This window comes from Haloplanus aerogenes, assembly GCF_003856835.1.
Lineage (GTDB): Archaea > Halobacteriota > Halobacteria > Halobacteriales > Haloferacaceae > Haloplanus > Haloplanus aerogenes.
The window spans coordinates 2,231,186-2,256,409 of sequence record NZ_CP034145.1 but is presented as its reverse complement, the minus strand read 5'-3'; the positions used below and the strand labels follow the sequence as shown (position 1 = coordinate 2,256,409).

At 61.0% G+C, this 25,224-nt stretch carries 24 protein-coding genes and 3 pseudogenes; 9 read left to right on the top strand and 18 right to left on the bottom strand.

Annotation, left to right across the window (positions count from 1 at the left end; all coding sequences use genetic code 11):
* Positions 1-139 precede the first annotated feature (139 nt).
* Entirely contained in the window at positions 140-520 is a 381-nt protein-coding gene (locus DU502_RS11535; RefSeq protein ID WP_121921896.1) for a putative zinc-binding protein, read from the bottom strand.
* Between the two features lie 235 nt (positions 521-755).
* Between DU502_RS11535 and DU502_RS11530 the strand changes: the two genes are divergently transcribed.
* The gene (locus DU502_RS11530; RefSeq protein WP_121921895.1) at positions 756-1,790 is read left to right on the top strand and encodes a DUF2249 domain-containing protein; all 1,035 of its coding nucleotides are present in this window, start codon (positions 756-758) and stop codon (positions 1,788-1,790) included.
* Positions 1,791-1,915: 125 nt separating this feature from the next.
* Here DU502_RS11530 and DU502_RS11525 read toward each other — a convergent pair whose 3' ends face one another.
* The 12 genes and pseudogenes from DU502_RS11525 to DU502_RS11475 form a co-directional block, all read right to left on the bottom strand.
* The gene (locus tag DU502_RS11525) at positions 1,916-2,233 is read right to left on the bottom strand and encodes a hypothetical protein (RefSeq protein ID WP_121921894.1); all 318 of its coding nucleotides are present in this window, start codon (positions 2,231-2,233) and stop codon (positions 1,916-1,918) included.
* A 95-nt stretch (positions 2,234-2,328) separates the two neighbouring features.
* Positions 2,329-3,012: a hypothetical protein gene (locus DU502_RS11520; RefSeq protein WP_394338939.1), complete on the bottom strand. Its 684-nt coding sequence runs from the start codon at positions 3,010-3,012 to the stop codon at positions 2,329-2,331.
* Positions 3,013-3,021: 9 nt separating this feature from the next.
* Positions 3,022-3,195 (bottom strand): annotated as a pseudogene (locus DU502_RS19080) (sulfurtransferase TusA family protein); the annotation flags it as partial.
* Positions 3,188-3,310 carry a hypothetical protein gene (locus DU502_RS18880; RefSeq protein WP_277872155.1) on the bottom strand — a complete coding sequence of 41 codons (123 nt, stop codon included), beginning with the start codon at positions 3,308-3,310 and terminating at the stop codon, positions 3,188-3,190. The pseudogene DU502_RS19080 and the gene DU502_RS18880, both read right to left, overlap by 8 nt.
* A 74-nt stretch (positions 3,311-3,384) precedes the next feature.
* Positions 3,385-4,047, bottom strand: a complete 663-nt coding sequence (locus tag DU502_RS11510) for a nitrous oxide reductase accessory protein NosL (protein WP_158601205.1) — start codon at positions 4,045-4,047, stop codon at positions 3,385-3,387.
* A gap of 88 nt (positions 4,048-4,135) precedes the next feature.
* Positions 4,136-5,017: an ABC transporter permease gene (locus DU502_RS11505; protein ID WP_121921892.1), complete on the bottom strand. Its 882-nt coding sequence runs from the start codon at positions 5,015-5,017 to the stop codon at positions 4,136-4,138.
* Between the two features lie 2 nt (positions 5,018-5,019).
* Positions 5,020-5,976, bottom strand: a complete 957-nt coding sequence (locus tag DU502_RS11500; RefSeq protein WP_241966855.1) for an ABC transporter ATP-binding protein — start codon at positions 5,974-5,976, stop codon at positions 5,020-5,022.
* A gap of 16 nt (positions 5,977-5,992) precedes the next feature.
* The gene (gene nosD / locus DU502_RS11495) at positions 5,993-7,366 is read right to left on the bottom strand and encodes a nitrous oxide reductase family maturation protein NosD (RefSeq protein WP_121921890.1); all 1,374 of its coding nucleotides are present in this window, start codon (positions 7,364-7,366) and stop codon (positions 5,993-5,995) included.
* A complete protein-coding gene (locus tag DU502_RS11490; protein ID WP_121921889.1) occupies positions 7,363-8,112 on the bottom strand; it encodes a hypothetical protein in 750 nt (249 codons plus the stop codon). The genes nosD and DU502_RS11490 overlap by 4 nt, the downstream gene beginning before the upstream one ends.
* An 85-nt stretch (positions 8,113-8,197) precedes the next feature.
* A complete protein-coding gene (gene nosZ / locus DU502_RS11485) occupies positions 8,198-10,195 on the bottom strand; it encodes a TAT-dependent nitrous-oxide reductase (RefSeq protein WP_199722775.1) in 1,998 nt (665 codons plus the stop codon).
* Positions 10,196-10,231: 36 nt separating this feature from the next.
* Positions 10,232-10,699 carry a high-potential iron-sulfur protein gene (locus DU502_RS11480; RefSeq protein ID WP_121921887.1) on the bottom strand — a complete coding sequence of 156 codons (468 nt, stop codon included), beginning with the start codon at positions 10,697-10,699 and terminating at the stop codon, positions 10,232-10,234.
* 309 nt (positions 10,700-11,008) lie between these two features.
* Positions 11,009-11,665, bottom strand: a complete 657-nt coding sequence (locus tag DU502_RS11475; RefSeq protein ID WP_121921944.1) for a helix-turn-helix domain-containing protein — start codon at positions 11,663-11,665, stop codon at positions 11,009-11,011.
* A 349-nt stretch (positions 11,666-12,014) separates the two neighbouring features.
* Here DU502_RS11475 and DU502_RS11470 point away from each other — a divergent pair, with 349 nt between their 5' ends.
* From DU502_RS11470 to DU502_RS11455, 4 genes are all read left to right on the top strand, one after another.
* Positions 12,015-13,670, top strand: coding sequence for a COG1361 S-layer family protein (locus tag DU502_RS11470; protein WP_121921886.1), 1,656 nt, complete (start codon positions 12,015-12,017; stop codon positions 13,668-13,670).
* Between the two features lies 1 nt (position 13,671).
* Entirely contained in the window at positions 13,672-16,173 is a 2,502-nt protein-coding gene (locus DU502_RS11465) for an efflux RND transporter permease subunit (RefSeq protein WP_121921885.1), read from the top strand.
* Positions 16,174-16,295: 122 nt separating this feature from the next.
* Positions 16,296-16,742, top strand: coding sequence for a hypothetical protein (locus DU502_RS11460; protein ID WP_121921884.1), 447 nt, complete (start codon positions 16,296-16,298; stop codon positions 16,740-16,742).
* An 886-nt stretch (positions 16,743-17,628) separates the two neighbouring features.
* Positions 17,629-17,850, top strand: a complete 222-nt coding sequence (locus tag DU502_RS11455; RefSeq protein WP_124897063.1) for a hypothetical protein — start codon at positions 17,629-17,631, stop codon at positions 17,848-17,850.
* 223 nt (positions 17,851-18,073) lie between these two features.
* Here DU502_RS11455 and DU502_RS19075 read toward each other — a convergent pair.
* A pseudogene (locus DU502_RS19075) lies at positions 18,074-18,772 on the bottom strand (rhodanese-like domain-containing protein); the annotation flags it as partial.
* Between the two features lie 88 nt (positions 18,773-18,860).
* Here DU502_RS19075 and DU502_RS11445 point away from each other — a divergent pair.
* Positions 18,861-19,595 carry a helix-turn-helix domain-containing protein gene (locus DU502_RS11445; protein WP_121921882.1) on the top strand — a complete coding sequence of 245 codons (735 nt, stop codon included), beginning with the start codon at positions 18,861-18,863 and terminating at the stop codon, positions 19,593-19,595.
* Positions 19,596-19,607: 12 nt separating this feature from the next.
* On the opposite strand, the gene DU502_RS11440 is transcribed toward DU502_RS11445, so the two are convergent.
* The 4 genes and pseudogenes from DU502_RS11440 to DU502_RS11425 form a co-directional block, all read right to left on the bottom strand.
* Positions 19,608-20,327: a helix-turn-helix domain-containing protein gene (locus tag DU502_RS11440; protein ID WP_241966852.1), complete on the bottom strand. Its 720-nt coding sequence runs from the start codon at positions 20,325-20,327 to the stop codon at positions 19,608-19,610.
* Positions 20,328-20,412: 85 nt separating this feature from the next.
* Positions 20,413-20,983 (bottom strand): annotated as a pseudogene (locus DU502_RS11435) (DUF7437 domain-containing protein).
* Positions 20,984-21,114: 131 nt separating this feature from the next.
* Positions 21,115-21,564: an HVO_A0114 family putative DNA-binding protein gene (locus DU502_RS11430; RefSeq protein WP_199722774.1), complete on the bottom strand. Its 450-nt coding sequence runs from the start codon at positions 21,562-21,564 to the stop codon at positions 21,115-21,117.
* Positions 21,565-21,586: 22 nt separating this feature from the next.
* Complete coding sequence (locus tag DU502_RS11425; protein ID WP_121921881.1) at positions 21,587-21,925, bottom strand: toxin-antitoxin system TumE family protein; 339 nt, start codon at positions 21,923-21,925, stop codon at positions 21,587-21,589.
* 805 nt (positions 21,926-22,730) lie between these two features.
* On the opposite strand from DU502_RS11425, the gene DU502_RS11420 reads away from it, so the two are divergent.
* The 3 genes from DU502_RS11420 (at position 22,731) to DU502_RS11410 (ending at position 25,125) form a co-directional block, all read left to right on the top strand.
* On the top strand, positions 22,731-23,249 hold the full coding sequence (locus tag DU502_RS11420; RefSeq protein ID WP_121921879.1) for an Lrp/AsnC family transcriptional regulator: 519 nt from the start codon (positions 22,731-22,733) through the stop codon (positions 23,247-23,249).
* A gap of 165 nt (positions 23,250-23,414) precedes the next feature.
* Entirely contained in the window at positions 23,415-24,233 is an 819-nt protein-coding gene (locus tag DU502_RS11415) for a TrmB family transcriptional regulator (protein ID WP_121921878.1), read from the top strand.
* A 571-nt stretch (positions 24,234-24,804) separates the two neighbouring features.
* Positions 24,805-25,125, top strand: a complete 321-nt coding sequence (locus tag DU502_RS11410; protein WP_199722773.1) for a TRAM domain-containing protein — start codon at positions 24,805-24,807, stop codon at positions 25,123-25,125.
* Positions 25,126-25,224: the final 99 nt, after the last annotated feature.

The following is a 25,224-nucleotide window of genomic DNA, read 5'->3' as shown; positions in this document are numbered from 1 at the left end:
CCCGCATTCCGCTTTTCTCTCGACAGGATACGACGGATCCTATCTCCGGGATCCATACAGTTTATTGTGAGTCATTACTGGTGGTTCGCCAAGACGGTCCGGCGAACCACCGACCGGGAAACGGTTACAACGATTCGTATCAGGCGGTCACTTCGATATCCTCGATTTCGTCGGCGAGGTCGGCGAACAGTTCCGCCGCCCGCTCATCGTCGTAGTCGACGTGGTACTCTTTGGGCACACCTCGCTTGGCGAGGTTGACGTGGCGGTCCGGCGTCACATCGTGCTGTTCGAGACTCTTTCGGGCACATTCCAGCGGACAGCCGTCGATAACGAGCGTCGGTCGACCAGACGTGGCCGTGTCGACGAGCGGTCCGACGTCGCTACCGACGCCCGCGATACAGGACATCTCCGCGCGGCGCTCGCGGTCGAGTCTGACAGCGAGGTCGTTCGCCATCTGGGCGGCGCTCGAACACCCCGAACACGAGTAGACCAACGGCAGATCGTCGTAGCTTTCGACCATCGGAACTGCGTTTCAGACCGTTCCGCGAAAATGTTGTCCCGAACAATGTTCGTAGTTCAAGATTAGTCCGCTCCGGACTGGTGGACGGCACTCCTCCGGAGTAGCACGGCTGCTGTGGTTTGGGACGGCGTATCCGAATCGGATTCCGAGATAACGCATCTCTCGACCAGTTGCGCTACCTCAGTGAAGCCATTCGCGAAAGCACCTATTGGATAGGGCCCCATTCACCGAAACGATGATCGACCTCGATCTTCGTCCCGTGCAGAAGGGTGACCGACGAGAAACAATCTTCGAGACGTTAGACGACACGGACGCGGGTGAGTCGGTCTCACTCGTCACGGATCGTGATGTCGAGGTGCTCCTCCACCAGTATCAAATCAAGCGGAACCACCACCTCCAGTGGGAATCGGAGCAGCAGGGCGACGAACTTGAGACCCGAGTCACGAAAGGCGAACCGTTCGACGAGAACGAACTGATCGAGTTCGACGTCCGGGATATGCCGCCCCAGCGCCGTCACGAGGTGCTCACGGACACGTTTGACCGTCTCGCTCCCGGCGAGGGGTTCGTCTTCGTAAACGACCACGACCCCAAGCCGCTGTACCACGAACTCCGGTCGACGCGCGGCGACATCCTCGACTGGGAGTACGCGAGTCGGGACTCACAGGAGTGGCGCGTTGAGGTCGTCAAGACCGAGGAGGCCGAACCGACGGCCGACGACGTGGTCGCGTCGTTCGACGTGCGCGAGATACCGAAACAGGAACGACACCCGACGCTCCACCACCGCTACGGTAACATCGCGGATGGGGAGACGATGGAACTGATCGCACCCCACGAACCCCGACCGCTGCACCGCGAGTTCCGACAGCGATACGGAGAGTCGTTCTCTTGGGATGTGGTCGAGGACGAACCCGGCCGCTGTCGGGTTCGGATCACGAAGGGGGCCACCGGAGAGGAGAGCGAGGCGTCCGACTTACCGGCGTCGACCGGTGACTCACCGGAGGTGACGGAGGAACTCGACGTGCGGGATCTCCCGCCCGCGAAACGGCACGAGCAGATCTTCGACGCCTACGCCGACCTCGGAGCAGGCGAGGGGTTCGTCCTCGTGAACGACCACGACCCCAAACCGCTGTATCACCAGTTCGACGCGGAGGCCGGTGACGCGTTCTACTGGGAGTACCGGCAGCAGGACCCGGGCGAGTTCAGGGTGCTCATCGGGAAGAAAGCAGACGCCGAGTCGACCCCGTCGGAGGGCCCGAACGCACCCTTCTGACGGTCGTCGTCCGAACCTGGCGCACGGGTCCGCGGACTCGTCGGGGTTCGCTTCACTCGTACGGACTGTCGTCCATCAGCGCCGGCTGCCGTCGATGACGGGGCACAGCGGCAGCTGGTAACCAATTACAACGATCCGTATCCATCCACGACGTAGGACTGGTGCGAGCCGCGAGTCCGGACGTCGACGAAGTGGTGTCGCGTTGCGTTGCCCACGTCGCCGGCGAACGATCCCCCGGCGTCGAACCCGTCCGCTTCGTCGGGTTCGCGGACGTCGTATTGGGCGAGTCGGTCCGTCACCTCCGCCGGCACGCCTTCGCCATCGCCGATGTCGACGATCACGAGGCGGTCGGTGAAGCTCTTCGCGAGAAACGCGTCGTCGACGGCCTCGTGTTCCCGGAGTTCGGCTACCAGTTGGCGAAGCTCGGCCTCCCGATCAGTCATCCAGCGATAGTCGGTTCTCGTCACAAAAAGGGGTGTCCGCGAACGTCTTCGCCGGCGAGGAGCACTGACCCGTGACCCCGACGGGTGCGAGTGGGTTACCCGGTCTCTTCGACGGTGAACGGCCCGCCGGCGGCGGGCGCGTCGAGGATCCGTTGGACGCGTTCGTGCCACCGGTCGCGGAACGCGGTCGCTTCGTCGGCGTCGGCGTCACCAGCGACGATCCTCGGGAGCGTTTCCATCGCTCCCCCGCCGCTGTCGTCGGGGTCAACGCCGGTCGCCGATGGGTCGAACGAGACGACGACTGCCGCATCCGTGCTCGTCCGTTCGAATCGGAACGCGCGCCCGGATGCGTCGACGTCACCGAACGAGAGGAGGTCATCACGGCCGCCGAACCCACCGAACCCGGCGAATCCGGTCTCGTCTGCCGCACCGGTGATGTGCCGGATTACGTTCGCCATCGGTCCGAGCCCGGAATCGCTCGAATCCCCGCCGACCGTGACCGCGATATCCGAGCGTACCGGATACCCGTCAGGATACAGGCGTTCGAGGGCGAGCTGCGTGCTCCGGTACGCGCCGGCCACGGCGGGGCAGGCGTGGCCGGCCGCCTTCGCCACGTCGGCGAAGGTCACAACGAGGGGTTCTTCGTCCGGAACCATCCCGAGGACCTCGGCGAGCGGGTCGCGGATTCGGATCGGCTCCGCGCTCGCAAGGTGCTTCCAAGGTGTTTCGTCAGTCGTCCGTGCCGAACTGTCGGCCGCTGTTGACTCGTGTTTACTCATGGTGAATTCCTCCTGTTTCGCTCGACGATCGGTACTCTTCACGACCAGTACAGCGCCGTCCGGCAGGTCTTCGAGGGCCCTCTGAACCCGAGCGATACCGCTTGCGCAGCCGCGACCGCGGTTGTCGACGGTCATGTCCGGGTCGGCGTCGGGAGCCGTGTCAGGAATCGTGGTCTCAGTCATCGGTCGCCACCTCCGAGCGACCGCTGATCTGGTCGTCGTCCGCCGACGCGGTGCCGTTCGTACCGAGGTCGTCGAGTTCGCAGACGCCTTCGATGGGCGAACAGGCCCGCCACATCGGACAGAGCTTGATGACGACGACGGTCTTGGCTTGGCCTCACTACGAACGCACGAGTGTTGTCGAAGACGGGATTATCTGCCCAGCATCTTCGGCGTGATGTCGTCCATCGTAACGGTTCGACCGCCAAACTCGTCGGCGAACGCCGTCCCCTCGTCCGCGTCAGAAAAGGGAATGAAATCGGCACCCATCGCACCGTGAACGTCGCTTCCGACCACGAAGACGACGTCTGCCGCGTTCGAGAACGTTTCGGGGGCCATGGCCGTCTGAATGTACTGCTGCCCCTCGACGACCGAGATCTCGTAGTCGATCCGTGAGTAATCAGTGACGTAGACGGCCTCTGCCGTCCATCCCCGCTGCTCGTGCTCGAAGTAGTAGGGGAATAGACACGCCTTCGTCGAATCGAACCGTGCCGGGTTGTCGTGGCGCTCCGGGCTGTTCTCACGGTAGAAGATCTGTCCGTTCGGTCCGGGATGTTCACTGATCACCATCCCGCAGACATCACACTCCGCGTTTTCGGAGATCGGGACGGGATCCGGCGGCGGCCCCCCGTTCGACTGCCCGCCAGAACAGCCGGCAAGGAGTGCCGTCCCGGCAGCACCGCCTGCGAGGAGGAACTCTCGGCGACCGATCCGATCGTGACGAGCGTCGTCTTCGGACGCTGTCGAGTGTTTTCTCCCTTGGTCATGGTCGTGTCGCTGGGTGTGTGAGTGGTTCATGGCTGTCGTGTGAGTCATCTCTCGGCAACGCCGGTCTTCCGTACGCGGTGAGCGAGCGCGATCCGTTTTCGGTCCGAATTCCATCACGTAACACGTCATTTGTCGGTCAGGGGGGGCGGTGGCGTATGCCGACGGTCGCTACGACTAGGGGGGCGACGAGCCAGACGAGCAACGCGACCACCAACACCGGTACCGACAGGCTCGCTTCCGTGAGAATCGCTGCGAATCCTCCGGTGGTCGTCTCCAGTTGGCTCAGCACCAGCAGGCGGAACACGTCCGCGGGGTTCGTTAGCGCCATCACGGTTAGCGCGCCGCCGGGAAGCGTCGTCCCCGCGATGAGACCGATGGCGACGAGGTCATGCAGGAGGACGAACCACAGCCAAGCGACGAGGGCACCGCCGAGTGCCTGTGTCTTTTCCCGGGCGATCGTCGAGAGGAGGACACTCACGGAGAGGAAGACGCCAGCGGTGACGATCGAGACGAGGACGAACAGCGCGTACTGTCCGAGACCGCCGACGCCGCCGATCAACGTCGCGGCCACGCCGCCGATACCTAGGCCGATGCCCATCGCCCCCCCAAGAACCGTGAATCGGCCGAGGTACTTCCCGACGATGACCTGTGCCTGGGAGACCGGAAGCGTGAACAACATGTCCAGCGATCCTGCCTCGCGTGCCCCCACCACGGTGTCGTACCCGACGGTCAACGCCGCCAGTGGGACGAGATAGACGCCGAGTTCGACGAGGCTGGCGACGACGGCGGCGTACTGATTCGGACCGACCTCCGACGTACCGAAGCCGACGATAGCGACCGAGAAGATGGCAAAGAGGAGCGTGAGCCCGAGCGCCCACCGACTCCGGACGGCGATCCGATACTCCCGGGTCGCGATTCGGAGCACGGCCCGAGTTCCCGGTATCGCGGTCGGTTCGTCGTCGCTGGCGGTAGCGACGACCGCACGCTCGGACGCGGCCTCACTGTCGAAGTGTGCCACGATTACCCACCCCTTTCCTGGCGGCCGGCTGCCGGTGGTGGGGCCGTCTCCATCCCCGCGTCCGACCCGACGGCGTCGTGGAACACGTCGTACAGATCCGGCTCGTGGACCTCGAATCCGTCGACATCGGTGCCGTCGTGTGCGGCGGTTATCACGTCGAGCACCTCGTCGCGCGCACAGCGAACCCGGAGCCAGCCGTCGTCCGTTCGGTCGACAGCTCGGACGTTCGGCGACTCAACGAACCGATCGGCCACCCGCGACAGTGCGTCCTCGTCGACCGCCCGAAACCGGACGGTCACGGTGTATCCCGTGGCGCGACGGAGGTCGTCCGCCGCCCCCGAAACTCGGACGCAACCATCGTCGAGGATGGCGATCCGATCACAGACCCGTCCGGCTTCGACCAACGTGTGCGACGTGAGGACGATGGTCATCGATGTCTCCGTCGAGAGCCGGGCGATCACGCCGTTGAGTGCGTCCACACCCATCGGGTCCAGCCCGGAGAACGGTTCATCCAACAGCAGCACACGCGGTTCGGCGACCAGCACCGTCGCCAGACCGAGTCGGCGGTTCATCCCGTTCGAGTAGCCGCCGACACGACGATCGGCGGCCTCCGAGAGCCCGACCGTCTCAAGTGCGTCGGCGATGCGGTCGTCTTTCACCGCCGACGAAACGCCACGCATGTCGGCGTGGAACGAAAGCACCTCTCGGCCCGTAAACGAAGCGGGAAATCCTGCGTTCTCGGGGAGATAGCCGACTCGCTGTCTGATCGAAGCTCCTTCGTCGGGAGAGCGTCCTGCGACTTCGAGCGTGCCCGTATCCGGATGCTCGTGACCGACGAGCAGTCGAAACAGGGTCGTCTTTCCGGCGCCGTTGGTTCCGAGCAGACCGAACGTCGACCCCGAAGGGATCGTCAGCGACACGCCGTCGAGCGACGTTACATCGCCGTACGTTTTCGTCACATTTTCGATGTTTATCTCATTCATAGTAACGCCTCCAATCCTCGTGTGGTGGAGTTGCCAGCGGATGGTGGTCGACGACGCCGGGCGTCTCGATGACGGGGATCGAACTCTCCGCGAGTCGGATGACGGCGAACGCCGGGCTGTCCGTGTACAGGCGAGCTCGGGGCTCCCGTACGGCGAGTCGTTCGACGGTACCTGCCGGCTGATATCGAGCTTCGCTGACGCCGTCCCCGTCAACGTCGGCTGGCTTTGCCCCCGACCAGTAGTTGCCCTCGTCACTCTCGTTCCAAGCCACCTGTTCGCCGATGACGGCACGGACCGGCTCGTCGTTCTTGATGAAGCTGTTGTGGTGAACCTCCTCCCGGACGCTCCCCGCGGTCAGGTGAACGCCGACGTGGTTTTCGAGCACGAGGTTTCCCGTGACGACGTTGTCCAAGGAGTTGTAGACGTACAATCCCTTGTCATTTCTGACCAGCGTGTTGTTCCGGATCGCCGTCCGGTCGATGCTCTTGACTAGGATACCGTGGCCGCTCTGACCTGTGTTGTTGATGGCCGTGTTGTTGACGATCGTCAGATCCTTCGAGACCATCAGTGCGTACCCGACATCGTTGTCGAACGCTAGGTTGTTCCGGAGCGTGTTGTCGTCGGAGTACATGTAGTGAACGCCGTACCGGAGATCCCACATCGTGTTCCCGTGGGCGAGGACGTTCGAGGCCCACGAGTAGTAGATACCGTCTCTGACGTCCGTGATCCGGTTGTCCGCGATGACCGAGTCGTCGCTTTTCCAGATCTGGATCCCGTTCCCCCGGTTGGAGAAGGGGTAGATCGACTCCCGCCCGACGATCGTGTTATTTTCGAGACGCACGTCGTCCACCCCGTCGATCCAGACGCCGAACGTGGTGTTGGTCACGCGGCTGTCGACGACGTGCGCGTTCGTTCCGTTGACCCAGATTCCGGCGTCGTTCTCGGCGGTGTCGTATCCCGAATTCCGCACCCAGACCCGATCGACCGTCACGTTCTGTCCGTTGATCGTCAAGATGTCGCCCTCGCCAGTCCCCTCGACGAGTGCGAGCGTGCCGGGCGCGCTAGTCACCGTCACGTCCGACGCGTTCACGACGATCGGTCCCTCGAGCCGCCCACGGAGAGTGACCGTCTCTCCAGGCTCGGCCGCCACCACAGCGGCCTGTGCGGAGTCGAACGTCTGGCCGTCGACCTCGGCGGTTCCGTCCTGGGTCGGCGGGGTAAACGAGTACTCGTCCGGAACCCCGGGATCGAAATCGAGTTCGTCCGTGCGCTCGGCTGCCGTCGGTGCGGCGACGACGGCCACTAAAGAGAGGACTACTGTCGCCACGGCCACCACCGCGAAGCCGTATTCGAGACGCTCGTTCATCGCTCCGGATGAGCGGGGTCCTCGTCCCCGGCGGGCGGCCCGACCCCGCCGTCGGAGCCACCCACGGTCGCGATTCTCGCCCGAATACGGTCACCGAGCTCCCCGTACGTCACCGGGGAATCGCGGTAGTAGTACGCCACGGCGAGGAGTCCGATGGCGACCATCACTAGGTAGACCCCGGCACCGAACCGGGAGTGACTCGTGATGTTGGCAACCTCGTATTTCCCCCAGATGGGCGGTGTGAACTCCTCGACGCCCATCAGCGGCGCGTCCGGGTCGAGGGTGTGGCCAGCCTGGTAGAGCCGGTACTGGATGTCCAGCAGCATCACGGTGAACACCGTAACGGTGCCAACGAGCTGCCACTTCAGGCCGCGTTTCAGCTTCTCGATCGTGGGTGCGAGGGCGACGAACACGCTGAGCGCCGACACCAGCACGAACGCCACCCAACCGAACGACCACTCCGGAACGTTGATCGCTCGGTCGTGCACCTCGAAGTTCGGCTCCCAGTAGACCGGGTCCGGATAGTAGAACCCGACGTACTGGTTCAACTCCGCCATCTCCCAGTAATCACCGACGAGCCGGGGATAGGCGTAGAGTTTGATCGACAACACCTCGCCGGGGTACTGCGGGGCCGTAACACCGATGACCCACATCGGCAGCGCGAGCGCCCCGACGAACAGTACCGCCGCGACGACCGGGAGCGAGCGGCGAAGCTCCATGAACTCCTCGAGGGTTGGCCATTGCATGCTAGTCACCCCGCCTTGGCGACCCGCTGGACCCGGGACGGTACATTTGGTGTATCATTGGTTTGCTCGTGATGGTGTGCAGTCGTTAGTCTCGGGGCTCGACGATCATCCGCGAGCGCATCTCCAGATGGAGTGCACTACAGAAGTACGTACAGTAGGCCCAGTAGATTCCGGGCTCGTCGGCGGTAAACGTCACTTTCCGGGTGTCCTGCGGTGCGATCGAGAGATTGATCGCGTACTGCGGGATAGCGAGCCCGTGGATGATGTCTCGACTACTTTCGATGTTGGTGACGGTTATCGTCACTTCGTCGCCCTCCTTCACCGTGAAGTCACGGAGCCCGTACTCGCTCCGCTTGACCGACGTGTACACCTCGACGGACCTGTCGCCGGTCCGCTCGACCCGCGAGTTGTCTTCCGTGACGTACTCTTTCTCACCCTCGTAATCCTCGCGGTCCCAGATGTTGTTCGGGGAGATCTTGTCGCGGCTGGCGAACACGCAGTCGTGCGGTTCGGGATGCACCGGGTGGTCCGCGACGAGTTCCATCCCGCCCGTCTCGGTCTCCGCGTCCTCGCCAATGGCGATGAGCTGGTCGTTGTCCGGGTGGATCGGACCGACGGATATGAACCGGTCCTTCGAGAGTTTGTTCAGGGTCACGAGCCAGTCGCCGGCCGGATCCGTCGTCTCGGCCTCGACCGCCTGCAGGTGCCCCGGATTGTAGTGGACATCGATCGTTCCGACGACCGGTTCCTCGGAGCCCTTCTCGGCTTCGACGGCTTGCTCGATGTCCCACTTCGCGATCTGGGAGTCGATGAACAGGGTCGTGTACCCGTGTCCGCGGCCGTCCCAAGTCGTGTGCAGGGGCCCCATCCCGACCCGCGGCTGACCGACGATGGCGTCTTCGGGATCGTCGACCTCTTTTATTTTGTCGATCTCGACCATCGTCACCGTCGGTGAGAGCTTCCCGCTGGCCGTGACGTACGTTCCGCTAGGTTCGACGTCACAGCCGTGGGGACCCTTTGGCGTCGGAATGTAGTGGACGATGGGATCGCTGCCGCTGGTGAGCGGCGAGTCCTGCCGTCCGTCGAGGACGGGGACACCGTTGATTTCCTCTGCTTCGCCAGCATCGAGAGCCGCTTCGATGGCCTCGATGTCGAAGGCCTTCAGGTTGTCACGGTCGTCATGGGTCATCCCGTCGATCTCGAAGGCTTCCTCTTTGTTGTACCCCGTCGCGAACGCCCAGTTGCCCTCCTTGTCACTGTCGGCGTTGTCGAGGTTGCCGGAGACCCGGACCTGCCAGACGACCTCCATCGACTCGGGATCGAGCGCCGCGAAGACCGACCAGTACGAGTCGGCGTCGTCCGGGTCGGTCGTGCCGTCGTTGGGGACGGGCACCCGAAACTCGCCGACGCCGTAGACGTACTTCGTATCCGGACTCTGAACGGAACAGCCGTGACACGCCTGCATGTTCGGGATGTCCGTGATCGCGTCCGTCTCGAAGTACTTCAGGTTGATCCGCGCCAGCCGTCCCGAGACCTTGTCGTTAATCCAGAGATACCGACCGTCGTAGTCGCCACCGGACTCCGAGAGGATCGGGTGGTGGGTGTCCCCCCACTCGTGGCCGGCGACGGATCCCACGTCACCCCCCTCCCGGAGGACCTCCTTCGTCTGCTCGTCGTGACCGTAGCCGACCGCACCGTCCTTCTGGAAGACGGGAATCCGCCGGAGCTCTCGCATCGAGGGGATTCCGACGACGCGCACCTCGCCGGAGTGACCGCCGCTCCAGAAGCCGTAGTAGTCGTCGTGCTCGCCGGGCGGGACCTTGTGGTCGGTCGTCGAGGCACCGTTGCCGTTGCCGTTGCCGCCCCCCGTGCCGCCGAACGAACAGCCGGCCAGCGAGGTGGCCACGCCGACCGCCGCACCGGTCTTCATGAGGTCGCGACGCCCCAGCGTGAGCCCGGGAAGGTCCAGAGTGACGCCGTCGTCCGTCGCATCGTCTTCGGGGGGTTCGACGTCCGCGATCAGTTCGTCGAGTTGTGCTTCGTGTTCCCGCAGCAGCTTCTCAGCCGGGTCAGGTTCGGGCATCTCGCCTGCGTCAGGTTCAGTATCAGTCATAACGAATCACACCTGCTCACACGGATTTTCCCAGTCGCCACCGCTGTACTCGGTGTACAGGAGACACCAGTCACAGGGGTGGATCTTCCCGGCGACACTCGTACACGCGCCGTATCCGTCCCCGTTCTCGTCCGGGACGTACAGCGCACAGCTGCCACAGCTCTGTCCGCCACTCGGCGTGTGCTGGAGCATCACGCTCGCGTTGTCCGGTTCCGACTGATTGCCGGGTTCGCGCTGCCCCCCGGAGAGCGACTCTCCGGTCGCCTCGGCGTCGGGGACGGTGTCGTTCTCGGGGTGGGGAACGTCGTGGTTCGGCTCCCCAGCTTCCCCGTCCGACTCCGTCGCCGTCGCCGTCGCCGTAGCTTCGCCGCCACCACCGTCGCCGCCGTTCCCGGAACAGCCCGCAATCGTCGTCGTGATGCTCCCCGCACCGATCGTCTTCAGAATCGTTCGTCTGTTGTAAGGGTATTTCATGTTATCTTCTTTTCAATAGGTTCGCTGCGAGTCGATGCGTCTTCGTCTCACACCCATTGCTACGCCCTGTGTTGGTGATAAGTGCGTAATTCGAGTCTTATCGGACGGGAGAGTCCACGAACATGTTCTGTATCTTATTTTTATGGGGAACAAGAACCCCTCCACTACCCTTTCGAGGCGGCTGGTATCCGACCCGATCTGACGGCTCACTGAAACGTGTACGCGCTGAATTATCACGACCGAGATACTCGGCTCGTCGGGATCATCCGACTCATTTCCCGAGGACAGGAGCTGTTGTCGACGAAGAATTCAAACGAGCGCCGCGCTCGACGAGAGATACTCCTCGATGAACCACGTCAGGATTTTTCCTTCGGCACGGTGGAGAACGTCACTCCCGGTCGCTTTCGCGATATCGAGCGAGTTGGACAGTTCGGTGAGCGTTATTCGTCGAGGGGTCTCGTAATATCCTTGCGCGGCGGCCGCCAACAGAACTTCTCGCTGGCGGTCGGTAAGGAGCTGCTCGGCCGGATCCGGTGGCTCGTTGTGCACGTACTCGATGGCGAACTCGATTCCGGCCTGATCGAGTCGTGTCCCGAGCGCTGACAGCCGTTCCGACGACGTCGTAATCACCCATACTGCGGTCCCGTCGCTGATTTCGAACGGCGTCTGGAGTGGAACACCAGCTTTCAAGATGGGGAACAGCAGCAGGGGGTTCGTCGTCTCGATCTGAATCATCGTCACGTTGTCCCGTTTCCACAACAGATCGAAGTCGGTGATGTCGTCACGCTCTCGAATCTCGGTGAGAATCGGGAGCGGATCCGCAGTTCGAACTTTGAGTAAGGCGATCCCATTGTCCTCACTGGACAGGGTGGCGACGACTTGGAACGTCACCGCCGGATGATCGACCGAGATGTCGTGAATCCATACCGCGTCCGGAACCGAAAGCCGCAGTTTTGCTCTAGGCATTAGCTCGTTCTCCGTGTCCTCGGGGATGATTCGAGCCACGAATACACACCAGCTATGGCTAACATGTTAGGATGGTACCGAGATGTTCTCAGGAGCTGAACGGTCTACGAGCGCTCTCGCCGTCGAATAACGAACGATCACCGGGAGGACGGTGGCTCTCTCGACGCTGGTCGCTTTCTTCGAACTATCGGTCGTCTGGGCGCCCCCACGTCGGCCTCTTGACTATCTACGGACTGGTTCCAGCGTGTACGGAAACCGGCACTGACGAGCGTCGCGAGAAAATAACAACAAAATAACATTCATACATGTTCGAAGTAAGCTACTATTTTTTACTCCCCCTCCTGGTTGTATGAAGAAGCCACGCCGGATTGGCAAGGTCGTGCTCGTTGGCGTGTTAGTGCTCTCGCTACTGTCGATGCCCGTGGCAGCCAAGTACAGCGTCATCGGACGTCCGTCGATCGAACTGTCCGCTCACGACAACCACGTCACCGCGGAATCTAGAGCCACCCTCTCGGTCTCTGTGGCGAACGACGGAAGTCTCGATCAGGGTGGCCCAGCGGATCTGGAACGGCGAGTCAAGACCGCACGGAACGTCCGCATGACCGTTCTCTCGGGTCGGATCGACGCCCCGATAACGCTCAAGTCCGGAGAGGCTCTCGTCGGGAACGTCCCCGAAGGCGGTCTCCAGCGACCCGTAACGTTCAAACTCGATATCGGCGACGCTGCTCCGGGAGCGTACCGTATTCCGATCCGGGTCGAGTACGACTACACGGTCGCCGCGCATTACTGGCAAACGGGAGGACCGCCAGGGTACAGTGACGTCGAGTACACCGACCTCACGAAATCGGAGATCAAGTACGTGACGCTCGTCGTCGAGGACCGGCCGGAGTTCGAAATCGTCGACCGAACATCGGACAGTATCACTGCAGGCGACACGGGAACGCTGTCGTTCGGCCTGAAGAACGTGGGGACACAGACCGCGACGGACGCACGCGTCCGGTTACGCTCGAACCACACGACCGTTCGATTCGGCGAGTACGCCGCCCCACAACCCACGGCCGACGTGTTCGTCCCCTCGCTCGACCCCGGTGAAACGACCACAGTCGAGGTACAGGCCGTCGCGTCGCGCGACGTGTCTCCTGGGTCCTATCCGGTGATCGCCGGCGTCGAGTACGAAGACCCGAGTGGGATCACGGAACGGTCGAGTCCGTTACAGTTCGGCGTCGAGGTACGACCGGAGCAGTCGTTCGCCGTCCGGGACGTAGCGAGTAACCTCAGCGTGGGCGACGACGGGACGGTGACGGCGACGCTCGTCAACGAGGGACCCACCGACGTCGACAACGCTGTCGTCGTCTACCCATCCGAGGGCCGGACGCTCTCGCCGACCGAAACCGAGTACGCGGTGGGTGATCTCGCATCTGGCGACGCGTCGACGTTCCAGTTCGAGTTCGACGTGGGTGAGGAAGCCGACGCCAGCCCTCGGATGCCGTCGTTCGTCGTCCGGTACCGAAACGCCGGCGGCGAGGTGCGTCGGAGCGAACCGATCGATGTCCCCGTCGAGGTCGGCCCCGAGGAGGACCCCTTCCGAGTCGAACCGGTGGCCACGACGGTCGACGCCGGTGGGCAAACCACCGTCGAACTCGAGGTAACGAACACGGGGACGGAGCCGCTCACCGACGTCGAGGCCAAACTGTTCACCGACGATCCGCTCTCCAGCGACAACGACGAGGCGTTCGTCGGCCAGCTCGCCCCCGGCGAGTCGACGACGATGACGTTCGCTGTCGGAGCGGCCGGCGGTATCATCGTGAAGACCTACCCCGTCTCCGTCGACTTCACCTACGAGGACGCGAGCGGCGACACCGAGCTCTCGGATACGTACCGGGTGCCGATCGACGTGACCGAACCGAGCGATGGTGGAGTGCCGTGGCCGATCCTCGCCGGGGTCGGTGTCGCCATGGTCGCTCTCGTCGCGTGGAAGCGGGACGCACTGAGGGGGCTTCGCTGACATGGCCGGATACGGCGAACGGCTCCTCGACGCCGTCGATACCTGGATCGTCGATCGGCCGGGAACCGTGGTGATCGTCTTCCTGCTTCTCACCGCGGGCTTCGCCACCGGTTTAGGTAACATCACGATGTCCTCCGGGACAGAGCAGGTCGCCCAGGATGTCCCCGCTTACGGCACCTACCAGCGCATGGAGAATGATTTCGAGTTCGCGTTCGGACAGGGTGAGGATACGACCCAACTCATCCAGACCGGCGAGAACGTCCTCTCGCGGGAGGGGCTGCTCCGGATGCTCGAAACTCAGCAGCGCCTCGCGGAGCGCGAGGATCTGCGCGTCGCCGACAGTACGTCCGTCGCGAACCTGGTCGCCCGAGAACTCGATCCCGACGCGACGACCCTCGACGCCCAGAGACGGGTCGTCGAGCGGGCCAGCGACACCGAGATACGCGCCGCAGTCAGACGGGCGTCCACCCATCCCTCGTTCGCGCTGGCCATCGGCGACGACTTTAATCGGCGCGAAGCATACGCGTCGTCGACGCTCGCCGTGGTTCGCCACGACGTCTACGTCGAGAGTTCGGATGTCGGCTCCGGCGGCGAGGCTACGCAAGTGTCCGATATCCAGCTGGAGGCACGTCGTGTCACCGACTCCGTCGGCGGTGACGTCCGCGTGTTCGGGAGTGGGATCATCAGTTACGAGAACTCGAAGATCCTCCAGGACTCACTGAAAGCGACGATTCCCGCCGTCGTGATCCTCCTGTTGTTATTTCTCGCGATCGCGTACCGCGACCCGTACGACCTTGTTTTGGGCGTCGTCTCGCTGACGATGGCGCTCGTCTGGACCTTCGGGTTCATGGGGCTGGCCGACATTCCGTTCACGCAGTTGCTGGTCTCGTTGCCGCCGTTGCTGCTCGCAATCGGCGTCGACTTCGGCGTCCACACGATCAACCGATATCGCGAGGAACTCGACGGGGGAACGATGGACACGCGGGATGCCATGGACGAGGCGGTTCGTCACCTGCTAGTGGCCTTCTTCCTCGTCACTGGGACATCCGTCATCGGCTTCTCGGCCAACCTGACCAGCGGACTGGGGATGATACGCGACTTCGGGCTGGTGGCCGCCGTAGGCATCGCCTTCGACGCGCTGGTGTTCGGCATCTTCCTCCCCGCGGCGAAACTCCTCGTCGAGCGTGAGCGGGCGAAAACTCGACTCCCCACTTTCAGCTCGAAGCCACTCGGCACCGAGGGGTCGCTGCTCGGCCGACTCATGCCTCTCCATCTGGCGGTCACGGACCGAGCCCCACACCTGTTTCTCGTCGCTGTCCTCCTCTTCGCCGCGGTGGGAGGGTACTACGGATCTGGCGTCGACAGCTCATTCGAGGACGAGGACTTCCTCCCCCCCGAGGAACTCCCGGCGTACCTCTACAGCCTCCCTGAACCGATGCAACCCGGCGAGTACACGACCACGAGGGACGTCAACTTCATCGAGGAACAGTTCGAGACGAGCAACAGAGACACCGTCACAGTGTACGTCGAGGGGCCGATGTACCGTGATCACGCCCTCGAATCGATGGTTCGGGCGGGCGACGATCCACCGGACTCGCTGGTTACCGACGAGGACAACCACGCTCGCTCCGAGAGTATCATCACCGTCATCCGAAACTACGCGCAGGAGTCGCCCGAATTCGCCCGTCTCGTCGCACGGAACGACGAAAACGGGAACGGTGTCCCGGACGATAACCTCCGCGACATCTACGACACGTTACTCGCCTCGCCGTACGGCGACCGGGCGCGGTCGTACCTGACCGAGGACTATCACAATGCGCGGGTGGTGTATTCGGTCGAGGCCGACGCTAGCCGTGCGGACACGACGGAAGATGCCACGGAGATGGCCGACCGCTACCGATTCGAGGCGGTCGAGACCGGCGGAACGGTCGTGTTCCAGCGTGTCGCCGACGCCATCTTCGCCACGGCAGTCACCAGTTTGGGGGCGGCGCTGATCCTCTCGGCGTTATTTCTCCTGCTCGTGTACTACCTGCTGCTCGGCGACCCACGTCTGGCCGTCGTGACGCTGTTCCCCATCGTCGTCACCACGACGCTGCTCGTCGGGACGATGCGAACGATCGGTGTCCCGTTCAACACGCTCACGGCGACCGTCCTCTCGATCACCGTCGGCATCGGTGTCGACTACGCCGTGCACGTCGTCCACCGCTTCGTCGACGAAGTGGAGACGCTCGGAACCCCCCACGACGCGGCGGTCGTTACGCTCCGTGGCACCGGTGGCGCACTCGCCGGGAGCATGCTCACGACCATCAGTGGCGCGGGTGCGCTGTATTTCCTGTCGATCACGCCGCTACTCAAGCAGTTTGGACTGCTCATGGCCATTAGCGTGACCTACGCCTTCCTCAACTCCGTCATCGTTCTTCCCGTCGTGCTCCTGCTCTGGGCACGCCGATCCGGCCGAGGCGAAGAGAGTACGTCCGACGACCGGAGGGTGGCGCCCATATGAGTCAACTGTCCGCTCCTATGATAGTCGACTGTCGAGTTCGGACTGAACGACCGCTCGGAATCGTACTCGGAGTCCGAACCGAACAGTATAGAGCCATGTGAGCGAGTGAATGTATAGTCGGAATGTACGCGGCCATATTCCTCCTCGTCGTGCTCGCATTCTCGGTCATCATTATTCGAACAGGAACGATCGCGTTGACGATGACGGGCCTATCAACAGATATCGCATCGTTTCAGGCAGTATCAGCTTTCACTGGTGTCGGGTTCACCACCCAAGAAGCCGAGGATGCGATATCGACCCCGGACCGTCGTCGAATCGTCAAAGTTCTCATTCTGCTGGGAAACGTGGGAATCATAACGGGTATCGTGACGCTTGTCCTGTCGTTCACCGGAGAGAGAGGAAGCGATGCAGTGAGGTTCACTTACTTGGTGGTCGGGGGCAGTGCGATACTCCTGTTCGCTAGGAGTCGGTGGTTCGACCGTCTCGTCACGCCAATTATCGTGTGGGGGGCTCGGTCGGACTACGTCACTCGATACGCAGAGGTATCGATAGCTCCTCCAACTTCGTGACGGATACAGAGTCGCCGAAATTCACGTCAGCGAGAGCCACTGTTTCGCGAACAAACCGCTTCAGGAAGTGAGTCAGGATACTGACGCCATCATAGCGCTGGGTATCATTCGTGCTGACGGGTCGTTCCGGGGGACACTAGACGGGGACGAAACCATTCTACCGGGCGATACACTTCTCGCATACGGACGGCATCATCGCTTACAGATGCCTTCCGAATGCGAAAGCTAGCAGCGATCCCTGATCCGCCACCGGCAATCCGTAACGATGTGGAACCCTACCGCCAACTCCGGACGACCGACACTCCCGTGGCAATAACAACCCCAAGTTTGGAGACGGTATAACTGACCAATATTCGAACCGACATTCGAGACAGTCATTTCAACATGGTCCGAATATGTTCATGGTAACCTATTTTAGGGGCACCTAAAATAGAGGGTGTGGAGTAGTTCGGATCATCTCGGTCGGGAGCGCGATCGAGCAATCGAACAACAATTGACCATGCCCTACGCACAACTCACGATCACGATTCCGGATTCAATCTGGATCAGCGAACTATCCCGAGCGCACCCCAACACGTGATTTCGCGTTCTCGCGGCCACAGCGAATACTACGACCGGCACCGCTCGTATCGAGATACTCGGCGACACTCCCGAATCCATCTGCGACGAGATCCGGGAGTACGATTCGGTGACCGACCTAAACAGCGGGACGTGATCCCGGCGAAAGCCGCAGACTGATCGACGAGTCGACCGCAAATACGTCGTCCACGGTGACGGCGAATACGCCGATGCCAAGGTACATATCAACACTTGCGAGGGCCTCAGAGCGTTCCAACTACGTAAGAGGGAAATGTTTATTCGGCGAACGATTGTTTAATGATAGACAATGCCAATGAAAGCTACCGCAGTTGTCGACATCGCCGCAAAGGACAAAGACAGTATCGCGGAGACGCTCGAGAAGGAACCTGGTGTGCGCGAGTACGGGTTCTCCGACGAGGGGGTGTACGCGGTGGTAATCCCAAACGAAGTCGAACGCAAACAGCTCTTAAAGAAAGTTCTCGCGGAGCACGGGTACGACGATCCGGACTGCGAGCGGACCGAGGTATAGGCCAAAGGTGGGTGTCATAGAACGATTACCGCACCAAAGAGCAGGGTCGTTCGTCGAAGAACTGTCGACCGGCCCGTCGGTTTGAATCGCCGGCGTCGGCGCCTCGGCTGTGGACTGTTTGTCGGTATCCGACGAACTCGCCGATAGCGAGTCAGATGACGTCGCGCACTTATGAAGTATGGAAGTCGTCCGCAACATCCAGATCAAACTTTATCCTCTGTGAGTACGAGACGCTCCCTTCGCTGTGACCCGGCGTGTGGATCACCGAAATTTCGACGGTGCCGATCGTGATGGTCTGGCCGTCTTCGAGTGGAGACGCATCGATCCCGAGTGCGTCTGCAGGATGGAGGTAGTAGGGAACGTTATGACGGGCAGCGAGGGCTGCACCGCCGGATACGTGGTCAGCATGAGCGTGTGTATCGAGCGCAGCCACGAGGTCGGCGTCGTACTCGTCGATGACCGTCTCGTAGGCGTCGAGATAATAGGATGCATCGAAAACGGCTGCCTAGCCGTCCGAGACGAGGATGTGCGAGAGACAACCCTTCCCTGGGCGGGCGACCTGTATCAACTGCCCGTCGATATCGACCGGAACCGCGGCGTGTCGATGAACCCGACTCCAGCCGCTCATTCCGTCTTCGAGGGTCGCAGCATCGTATCCCATTTCCCGCAACACGTCCGTCGCAGTCTGAGAGACGACACCCTCGGTGCACACAGTGACAATTTCCTTCTGTTTGGGCAACTCCGTGAGCGATTCTTTCGCTGTGGCTGGTTCGTTGACCAGACGGTCGTAGACATCGACGTTCGTGCTGCCAGGAATATGCCAGTTTTCGAAGTCCTCTCGGTGACGTATGTCTAGAACGAGTACGTCATTGCCGTCAGTTTGCAACCGCCTGCTGAGTTCATCCGGTGCAATCTCTGACATCGGTACCAATCTGTAGGAAGAGTGTTTGAATATAGGTACTGCCGGACATGACCGGCACCATTAATTTCGAGGATTCACAATATCCAGTATGGCTCTGTACGAGGCGTCGCTCCGGGTGAAACACGAGTGTCCATACCGAGCGATATCGGAACACCACCCGGACCTCACCATCCGCGAGTGGCCGTTGAGTAACTGCCAAGTGCTGGAGATCTCGTCGGAGCAAACACCGACAGACCAGCTCCTCGATGACATCGATCGTCTCGGGACGGTTCTCCACGAGTCAGTCGACGACTCCGGCTACCACGTTGTAACACAGTCGTGTCTCTGTTCCCTCGAACAGTCGATAATCGACCGCTTCGAGGATCACAACTGTTTGTACCAGTCACCAACGATCTATCGACAGGGCTGGGAACACTACACTGTTATCGCCTTCGACGAGGACGACATCCGGGCATTACTCGGCGACCTGCGTGCCGACCGAGACATCGAACTCCTCTCGAAAACCGAGATTGCGGAGAAACAAATTCCGCACAGTATGCTGACGCCGGTCGATCAGCTGTTCGACGACCTCACCGACCGGCAACTGGCAGCACTCCAGTTGGCGCTCGAAAGCGGATACTACGAGCAACCACGGCAGACATCCCTTCGTGAGATTGCTGGCCGGACATCCGTCTCGAAGTCGACGTACGAGGAACACCTCCGGAAAGCGGAGAACAAACTCCTCACCAACGCGGGGCGGTTCCTCCGACTGGTAACTGCGACCTCAACGACAAATCCTCTCCAGGCGAGTCGACCGAACCCGTCCGAACAGAGTGCGGACTGAGGTCCGTTTCTATCACGGTTCTAATGCAAGAGCAGCTGGCCGTGTATTGAGAGCGCCAGTCTCAACTACTGGTCGGTCGTGATCTTTCAGCGCGAGCTGGATCATCAACACTGGTTTTCGGAGGAGCTCCCCGGCGGTCTCAATATACTCCTGGTACGTATCCGACGCCAGCGAGCCCTCGTACGAATCGAGGAGTGCGATCAGCAGCGATAGCTGAATATTGTACACCGTCGGTCGGAGATCAAGGACGATCTGGAGCGGGCCATCGAGTCCGTCCCGTGGCTGTCGCTCGAACGCCGTCGGCAGTCCGAACTGCTCGAAAAAGCCCTGCCACGCCTCGACATCCTGTTCACGGACGGCGAGAAACAGCGGATAGTCGTCGGGATCGCGACCGACCTGGTAGCCACCTTGCGTCCAGACGTAAACTGCATCGATCCGGGCGAATGCGAACGGCCAGTCGCCGAACTGCGGGAGGACGTACGCCTCCTCGATGGACGGCGGACTCACGCCACCACTCGTGGTGAGAAGGGTAAGCGCCGTCTCGCGGACGTGCTCGTCGGTGACTAACAAGCCGTCGTCGTAGACGAGATATCCTGCGGCCTCGAGTCGATTCACGGCCTGTCGAACCGTCTCGTAAGGGGTGTGGAGATGCTGGGCGACCTGCCGGATCGACTCTCCAGGGTCGATCGCGAGGAGCACGCGGGCCGCCGTCTCATCGAACAGTTCGCACATCTAATAGGTACCAGTAATTCGGCAACAGTCAAAATGGCTACTACAACGTCGATATGCAGATAGCGAGGAAAGGTGTGAGCTTCCTTCACGGGGCGTTGCTTTCGGACTCAAATACATCGCCACTGTCTGCGACCTCAATCTCGAAGTGGTCGTGGACGACTGGACGAAGTGCTTGAAGAGTAATCTCGGCTTCCAACGGGGCGATATCCAGATCACGGGCCATCAGCCGATGTGTCACTCTGGATCGTTCCCGATCGACAGCATAGATGAGCGCCGTCGTAAGCCCAGCGAGTCCGTGACGATCGATGTACGTATCGATGTCGCCGTCTGCACTTCGTCTGCCGACAGCGTCGATCAACGCCGGCGTCACTGTGTAGGTCCGATCGACCTGATCCGCGGACAACGAGAGCTCGGTACTTCTGTGGCTCGTCGTCAGTGGGCGTCTCAACTGTGCCCATCTCCTCAAGACGAGACAGTAACGTCCGAGTGGTCTCCCGAGAGAAGTCGAGCGCGTTCATGACCTCGCGAACGGTCGCAGGCTCTTCACGATAGAGGTACGCGTACAGACCTGCCAGCTGTGGATTCTCGAGGAGAGTTGCGACTGAGAGGAGATCTCCGACTACCGATCCGTTCGCACGGCGTGTGTCGTCAGGCATGATTCAACCACCAGTCGTTCAGTTGTCCAGCATCGCAGCTATTCGGCCTGCGTCTTCAGCGTTCTCGCTTCCGGACAGATCGTGCATCGCAAGTCCTTCCTCAACTACGTCATCGAACAGCATGTGTGCCCCTACGATGCTGCAGCCGCTGTATCTCCAGCGTCGGGATCGAACGGGAGGTTGATGACGAGTTCGTCGAACCAGACGACCGGGCGCTTGCTCTGACCATCTTCTTCGAAGAAGATGATTCCCAGTTGGGCAAGCCGACTGAGTTCCTCGTGGACGTTCTTTACGTCTCGATCAACGACCCGGGCAGTCTCATTGATGCTGGATGGTTCGTCCCGACGAATGGCCTCGATGAGTTCGAGGACACGCGGCGTCAGCGTCTCCATGAGGTCGTCGTAGCTGGTAAATGAGAGCGTCGGCGTAGCGTCCACCGTATCGCCCTGTTCGAGCGACTCGATGCCGTCGGTGACGTGGTCGTGGAACTCGTCGGACGATTTGACTGTCACGACGAGCGTCGACGCAGCCCGAAGCTGTTCGCGTTCGATCGGATGCAGCGGTGGAGTGGAATCGTTCATGGGTATCACCGTGGTGATGGCCTCACGTGACCTCAAGTTCGGGTTTCGGGATTTCGCTCCAAAACCGTTCCCAGAGTTCGACCATGCCAGGGAATTCGATGATCTCCGGTTTGGGGTCAGGGGCGACGTGCAGTTCGTGCCCTTTTGTGTCCTCGTGCGAGTTATCATACCGACGAATCGTCCCATCATCGAGCGTGCGGGGCGGGTCCGGCTCCGACGCACCGTAGTGGAGCTTGTACGCCCACCCAGACGGGTACGCGTCGCGGTCAGTCCGCATGCAGAACACGCGGACTACAGTCCCGTCAGGGTACTTCTGTCCCTCGCTTACGCCATCGAGGTCGTCATCGGTCAGCGAGCCCATCCTCAGCTATTGGTTCGAAGGCCAATGCCATAGCACTATTGGTCTCGATACCAATAGCACTCATCACAGGGGTCCTCTGAAATTTGTGCAGCGGCTCTTCACGACCGCCTACGTCGACATCTTTGAACCGTTCGGGGAATAGCTCTTTGTGCACGTTGGGGGCGATGAGGTGCAGCTCCAGCGTCTTCGTAACGAGAGACATCGGCCGTACCCTCACCGACGACAGGGCGACGCATATACCTCATCCATCCGGAGTGAAACTAAACCCATCTGAAATTCAGTATCCCGACAGCCAAGGAGGATACCAAACTGTGGCTACAGATCAACCTGCGCCTGAAGACGCGAACATATGCACGGACTGGACCCCCGACTGGTGGCTGGCGCAGGAGAACGCCGAGACTGTCGAACAAGGTCGGTCTGAAGTGTCGATGACGACTGGTAGGAAGGTGACCCCCGAACAGTAGCGACCTGTAGTACAGCGAGTCTCTATCCGAGACTCAGAATCCTAGAAACCCCCTCTTTCCGAAGAAATCCGCCGAGTGGAAACCCTCAGCAGTTGATACTGGTGGCGTACAAGATACAGAGGATGAATCCACGGTAAGAAGGGTGATTCTACATGAGTTCGGTCAGACTACAGCCAGCAGCCAGTTTCCAACCCTGCCGCTTCTTACTGGTCCCTCAGAGAGGATGCATTCAGCACAGGACAGGTGCCGGTTCAGGTGTTTGCGCCTGTAACTGGGAGATCAGAGCGAATCCTTTGAAGGGCACATGGGGACTTTTCAGTCGCCCCGTCCAAGGACATGGAATGGACGACATCCTACTCGACGACGTGGACCGGAGCATTCTGCATCAACTCCAGCTCAACGCACGTCAGACCAATACGGAGATCGCCGAGAAGGTGAATGTGACCTCCACGACGGTCCGGAATCGCCTCGACAAACTCGAAGACGAGGGCGTGATCCGGGGCTACCACCCCGAGATCAACTACGAGCAAGCGGGCTACCCACTCCACATCATGTTTGTCTGCACGATCGATCCGAACAAGCTGGAATCGCTGAGGGAACAGATCCTCGACGTTCGCGGGGTGGTGACTACCCGCGATTTGCTTGGAGGCGAGCGGAACGTCCACATCGAGGTCGTCGCCGGTACGATCGGGGAGATCGAAGAGATTCGCAACGAACTGGTGGACCTGGGCATGACGATGCATAGCTCCGAGATTATCTCCGAGACGAAGGTCCAGTCTTGGGATCACTTCTATCCCCGGACGGAGCCCGACGCGGGTCAGGACGACGACAGCGACGACGGGTCGATCACCGGTCAATGATAGTCGGGAGACTGCTTGAAATATTCAAACCTATTTGCGAATGTAAGCTCTCGGCCCACATTTCTATTTCAATATATCCATAAATAACCGAATTAGGTTGAAATTTCAAAATGGAGTGATTTTCTGGGTGAACGGGGTTTTCTGTTTGGGGGGCCTAGCCATGTTATGGCCAAATCCGCCCTTGGACATTCTGAAAACATCGATGAGGCGATAGAGGTACTACAGCAACTTGGCTTGAAGGAGTACGAGGCGCGGTGTTTCGTTGGCCTCTCCCGTCTGAATACTGGGACGGCAAAGCAACTTAGCGAGGTGACCGAGGTCCCTCGGACGCGCATCTACGACGCGATTCGAGTGCTCGAAGTGCAAGGACTGGTCGAAACCCAACACTCCAGTCCACAGCAGTTTCGGGCGGTATCCCTGGAGGAGGCGACCGAGACGCTCCGGGACCAGTACGATGATCGCGTGGAGCGACTACACGACGCCCTCACCACGATCGATATCGTGGACCTGGACGACGAATCCCCCGTTCAAGAAGTGTGGTCGATGTCCGGGCGAACCGCGATCGAGAATCGGACAAACGATCTCATCGAAAACGCGGCTGAGGAGGTCGTACTCGTCGTCGGTGACGAATCGCTGCTGACCGACGACCTCGTCACCACGCTAAATGGTATCGGTGACGGCGTCGAGATAATCATCGGAGCGCTCACCCCATCCCTTGAAGATCATGTTCAGACGGCCGTCCCAGGTGCCACGACGTTTATCTCGGGGCTGGAGTGGCTCCACGGCGAGGACACCGCCGAGAAGGACACGGCGATCGGCCGGTTGGTACTGATCGACCGGTCGGCGTTTCTCGTGAGTTCGATCATGCCTGAATCCAAAGAGGAACAGGCAATCTTCGGTGAGGGGTTCGGGAACGGCCTCGTGGTGATCGCCCGGCGACTCATGGCTCAAGGGTTAGTGACCGTACGCGACCCTGGGCAGTGAATTCGGAATCTAGTTTCTCGGCCCAGCCGTCACTGCGGTACCATCTGGTACGCCATCACCGACGGGTCGCGGCAGGATCTGGAACGAACGCACGGGTGGAAAGTACCGTTTGGTTCTCTCCGAGACGATCCGCACAGTACGCTACCGATACCAGTCACCCCCCAATTCTTCCCTGCCCCACTGCTGAATATGCGCTGTGTATCTCGCACGGATGATGAAACCTATCACCGGATGAGGTTTTCAACAAGGCCAAATCCGCCGAGTGGAAAGCGGAGAAGTTACCCCACGAACAGAACACACCTCCGTATTGTGGGGTAACTAGACCATGGACGAACGACGGTTCAGGCAGGACCCGATCATAATTAATCCGAACCCGCTCAAAACGAGCATCGATGGACTCGTCTACCCCACTGTGTCTGTTCACCGGCCGCGTTGAGGCCAGGGATGGAGAGTATGTCGTCACGGTTCCTGAGCAAGAAGTCGAACTCGGGACACTCGAACCCGGAGAGAGTATCGAGTCGGGGTATACCCTGGCGTGAATACCTCGAGTCCTACGATCCCTGAGAGTTCTGTGACCACGGATCGAGACGGCGGAGAAGTCCAGACCACGCAGAGACGGGCTGAACCGCAACCTCCCCGGAATGTCACTCCAAGAGCTGAGACAAGCACCCCAGCAACCTCGACGGAACGTACGTCGAACCACCCGCCAGTAACCGAGGGAGAAACGCTCCGGCTCGACATCAAGGACGTCGGCAATCAGGGCGACGGCCTCGCCCGGGTCGGCCCTGGATACGTCGTGTTTGTCCCCGATACGGAGATCGGCCAGCAGCCGCTCGTCCGGATCGAAACCGTGCACGAGAACTTCGCGTTCGCCGAGGTCGTCGAGGAGTAACTGCTGAAGGACCGGATGCAGTATGGGTCGAGGCGTTCGCTCGCCACATGATGATGTCGGGTTACCCCACGCTGGCTAATCATTTCCCCATCGTGGGGT

Coding starts and splice junctions, on each gene's coding strand:
- DU502_RS11535 (WP_121921896.1), bottom strand. CDS start 520: ATGGTCGAAAGCTACGACGATCTGCCGTTGGTCTACTCGTGTTCGGGG.
- DU502_RS11530 (WP_121921895.1), top strand. CDS start 756: ATGATCGACCTCGATCTTCGTCCCGTGCAGAAGGGTGACCGACGAGAA.
- DU502_RS11525 (WP_121921894.1), bottom strand. CDS start 2,233: ATGACTGATCGGGAGGCCGAGCTTCGCCAACTGGTAGCCGAACTCCGG.
- DU502_RS11520 (WP_394338939.1), bottom strand. CDS start 3,012: ATGAGTAAACACGAGTCAACAGCGGCCGACAGTTCGGCACGGACGACT.
- DU502_RS18880 (WP_277872155.1), bottom strand. CDS start 3,310: ATGTGGCGGGCCTGTTCGCCCATCGAAGGCGTCTGCGAACTCGACGAC.
- DU502_RS11510 (WP_158601205.1), bottom strand. CDS start 4,047: ATGACTCACACGACAGCCATGAACCACTCACACACCCAGCGACACGAC.
- nosD (WP_121921890.1), bottom strand. CDS start 7,366: ATGAACGAGCGTCTCGAATACGGCTTCGCGGTGGTGGCCGTGGCGACA.
- DU502_RS11490 (WP_121921889.1), bottom strand. CDS start 8,112: ATGCAATGGCCAACCCTCGAGGAGTTCATGGAGCTTCGCCGCTCGCTC.
- nosZ (WP_199722775.1), bottom strand. CDS start 10,195: ATGCCCGAACCTGACCCGGCTGAGAAGCTGCTGCGGGAACACGAAGCA.
- DU502_RS11480 (WP_121921887.1), bottom strand. CDS start 10,699: ATGAAATACCCTTACAACAGACGAACGATTCTGAAGACGATCGGTGCG.
- DU502_RS11475 (WP_121921944.1), bottom strand. CDS start 11,665: ATGCCTAGAGCAAAACTGCGGCTTTCGGTTCCGGACGCGGTATGGATT.
- DU502_RS11470 (WP_121921886.1), top strand. CDS start 12,015: ATGAAGAAGCCACGCCGGATTGGCAAGGTCGTGCTCGTTGGCGTGTTA.
- DU502_RS11465 (WP_121921885.1), top strand. CDS start 13,672: ATGGCCGGATACGGCGAACGGCTCCTCGACGCCGTCGATACCTGGATC.
- DU502_RS11460 (WP_121921884.1), top strand. CDS start 16,296: ATGTACGCGGCCATATTCCTCCTCGTCGTGCTCGCATTCTCGGTCATC.
- DU502_RS11455 (WP_124897063.1), top strand. CDS start 17,629: ATGCCAATGAAAGCTACCGCAGTTGTCGACATCGCCGCAAAGGACAAA.
- DU502_RS11445 (WP_121921882.1), top strand. CDS start 18,861: ATGGCTCTGTACGAGGCGTCGCTCCGGGTGAAACACGAGTGTCCATAC.
- DU502_RS11440 (WP_241966852.1), bottom strand. CDS start 20,327: ATGTGCGAACTGTTCGATGAGACGGCGGCCCGCGTGCTCCTCGCGATC.
- DU502_RS11430 (WP_199722774.1), bottom strand. CDS start 21,564: ATGAACGATTCCACTCCACCGCTGCATCCGATCGAACGCGAACAGCTT.
- DU502_RS11425 (WP_121921881.1), bottom strand. CDS start 21,925: ATGGGCTCGCTGACCGATGACGACCTCGATGGCGTAAGCGAGGGACAG.
- DU502_RS11420 (WP_121921879.1), top strand. CDS start 22,731: ATGGACGACATCCTACTCGACGACGTGGACCGGAGCATTCTGCATCAA.
- DU502_RS11415 (WP_121921878.1), top strand. CDS start 23,415: ATGGCCAAATCCGCCCTTGGACATTCTGAAAACATCGATGAGGCGATA.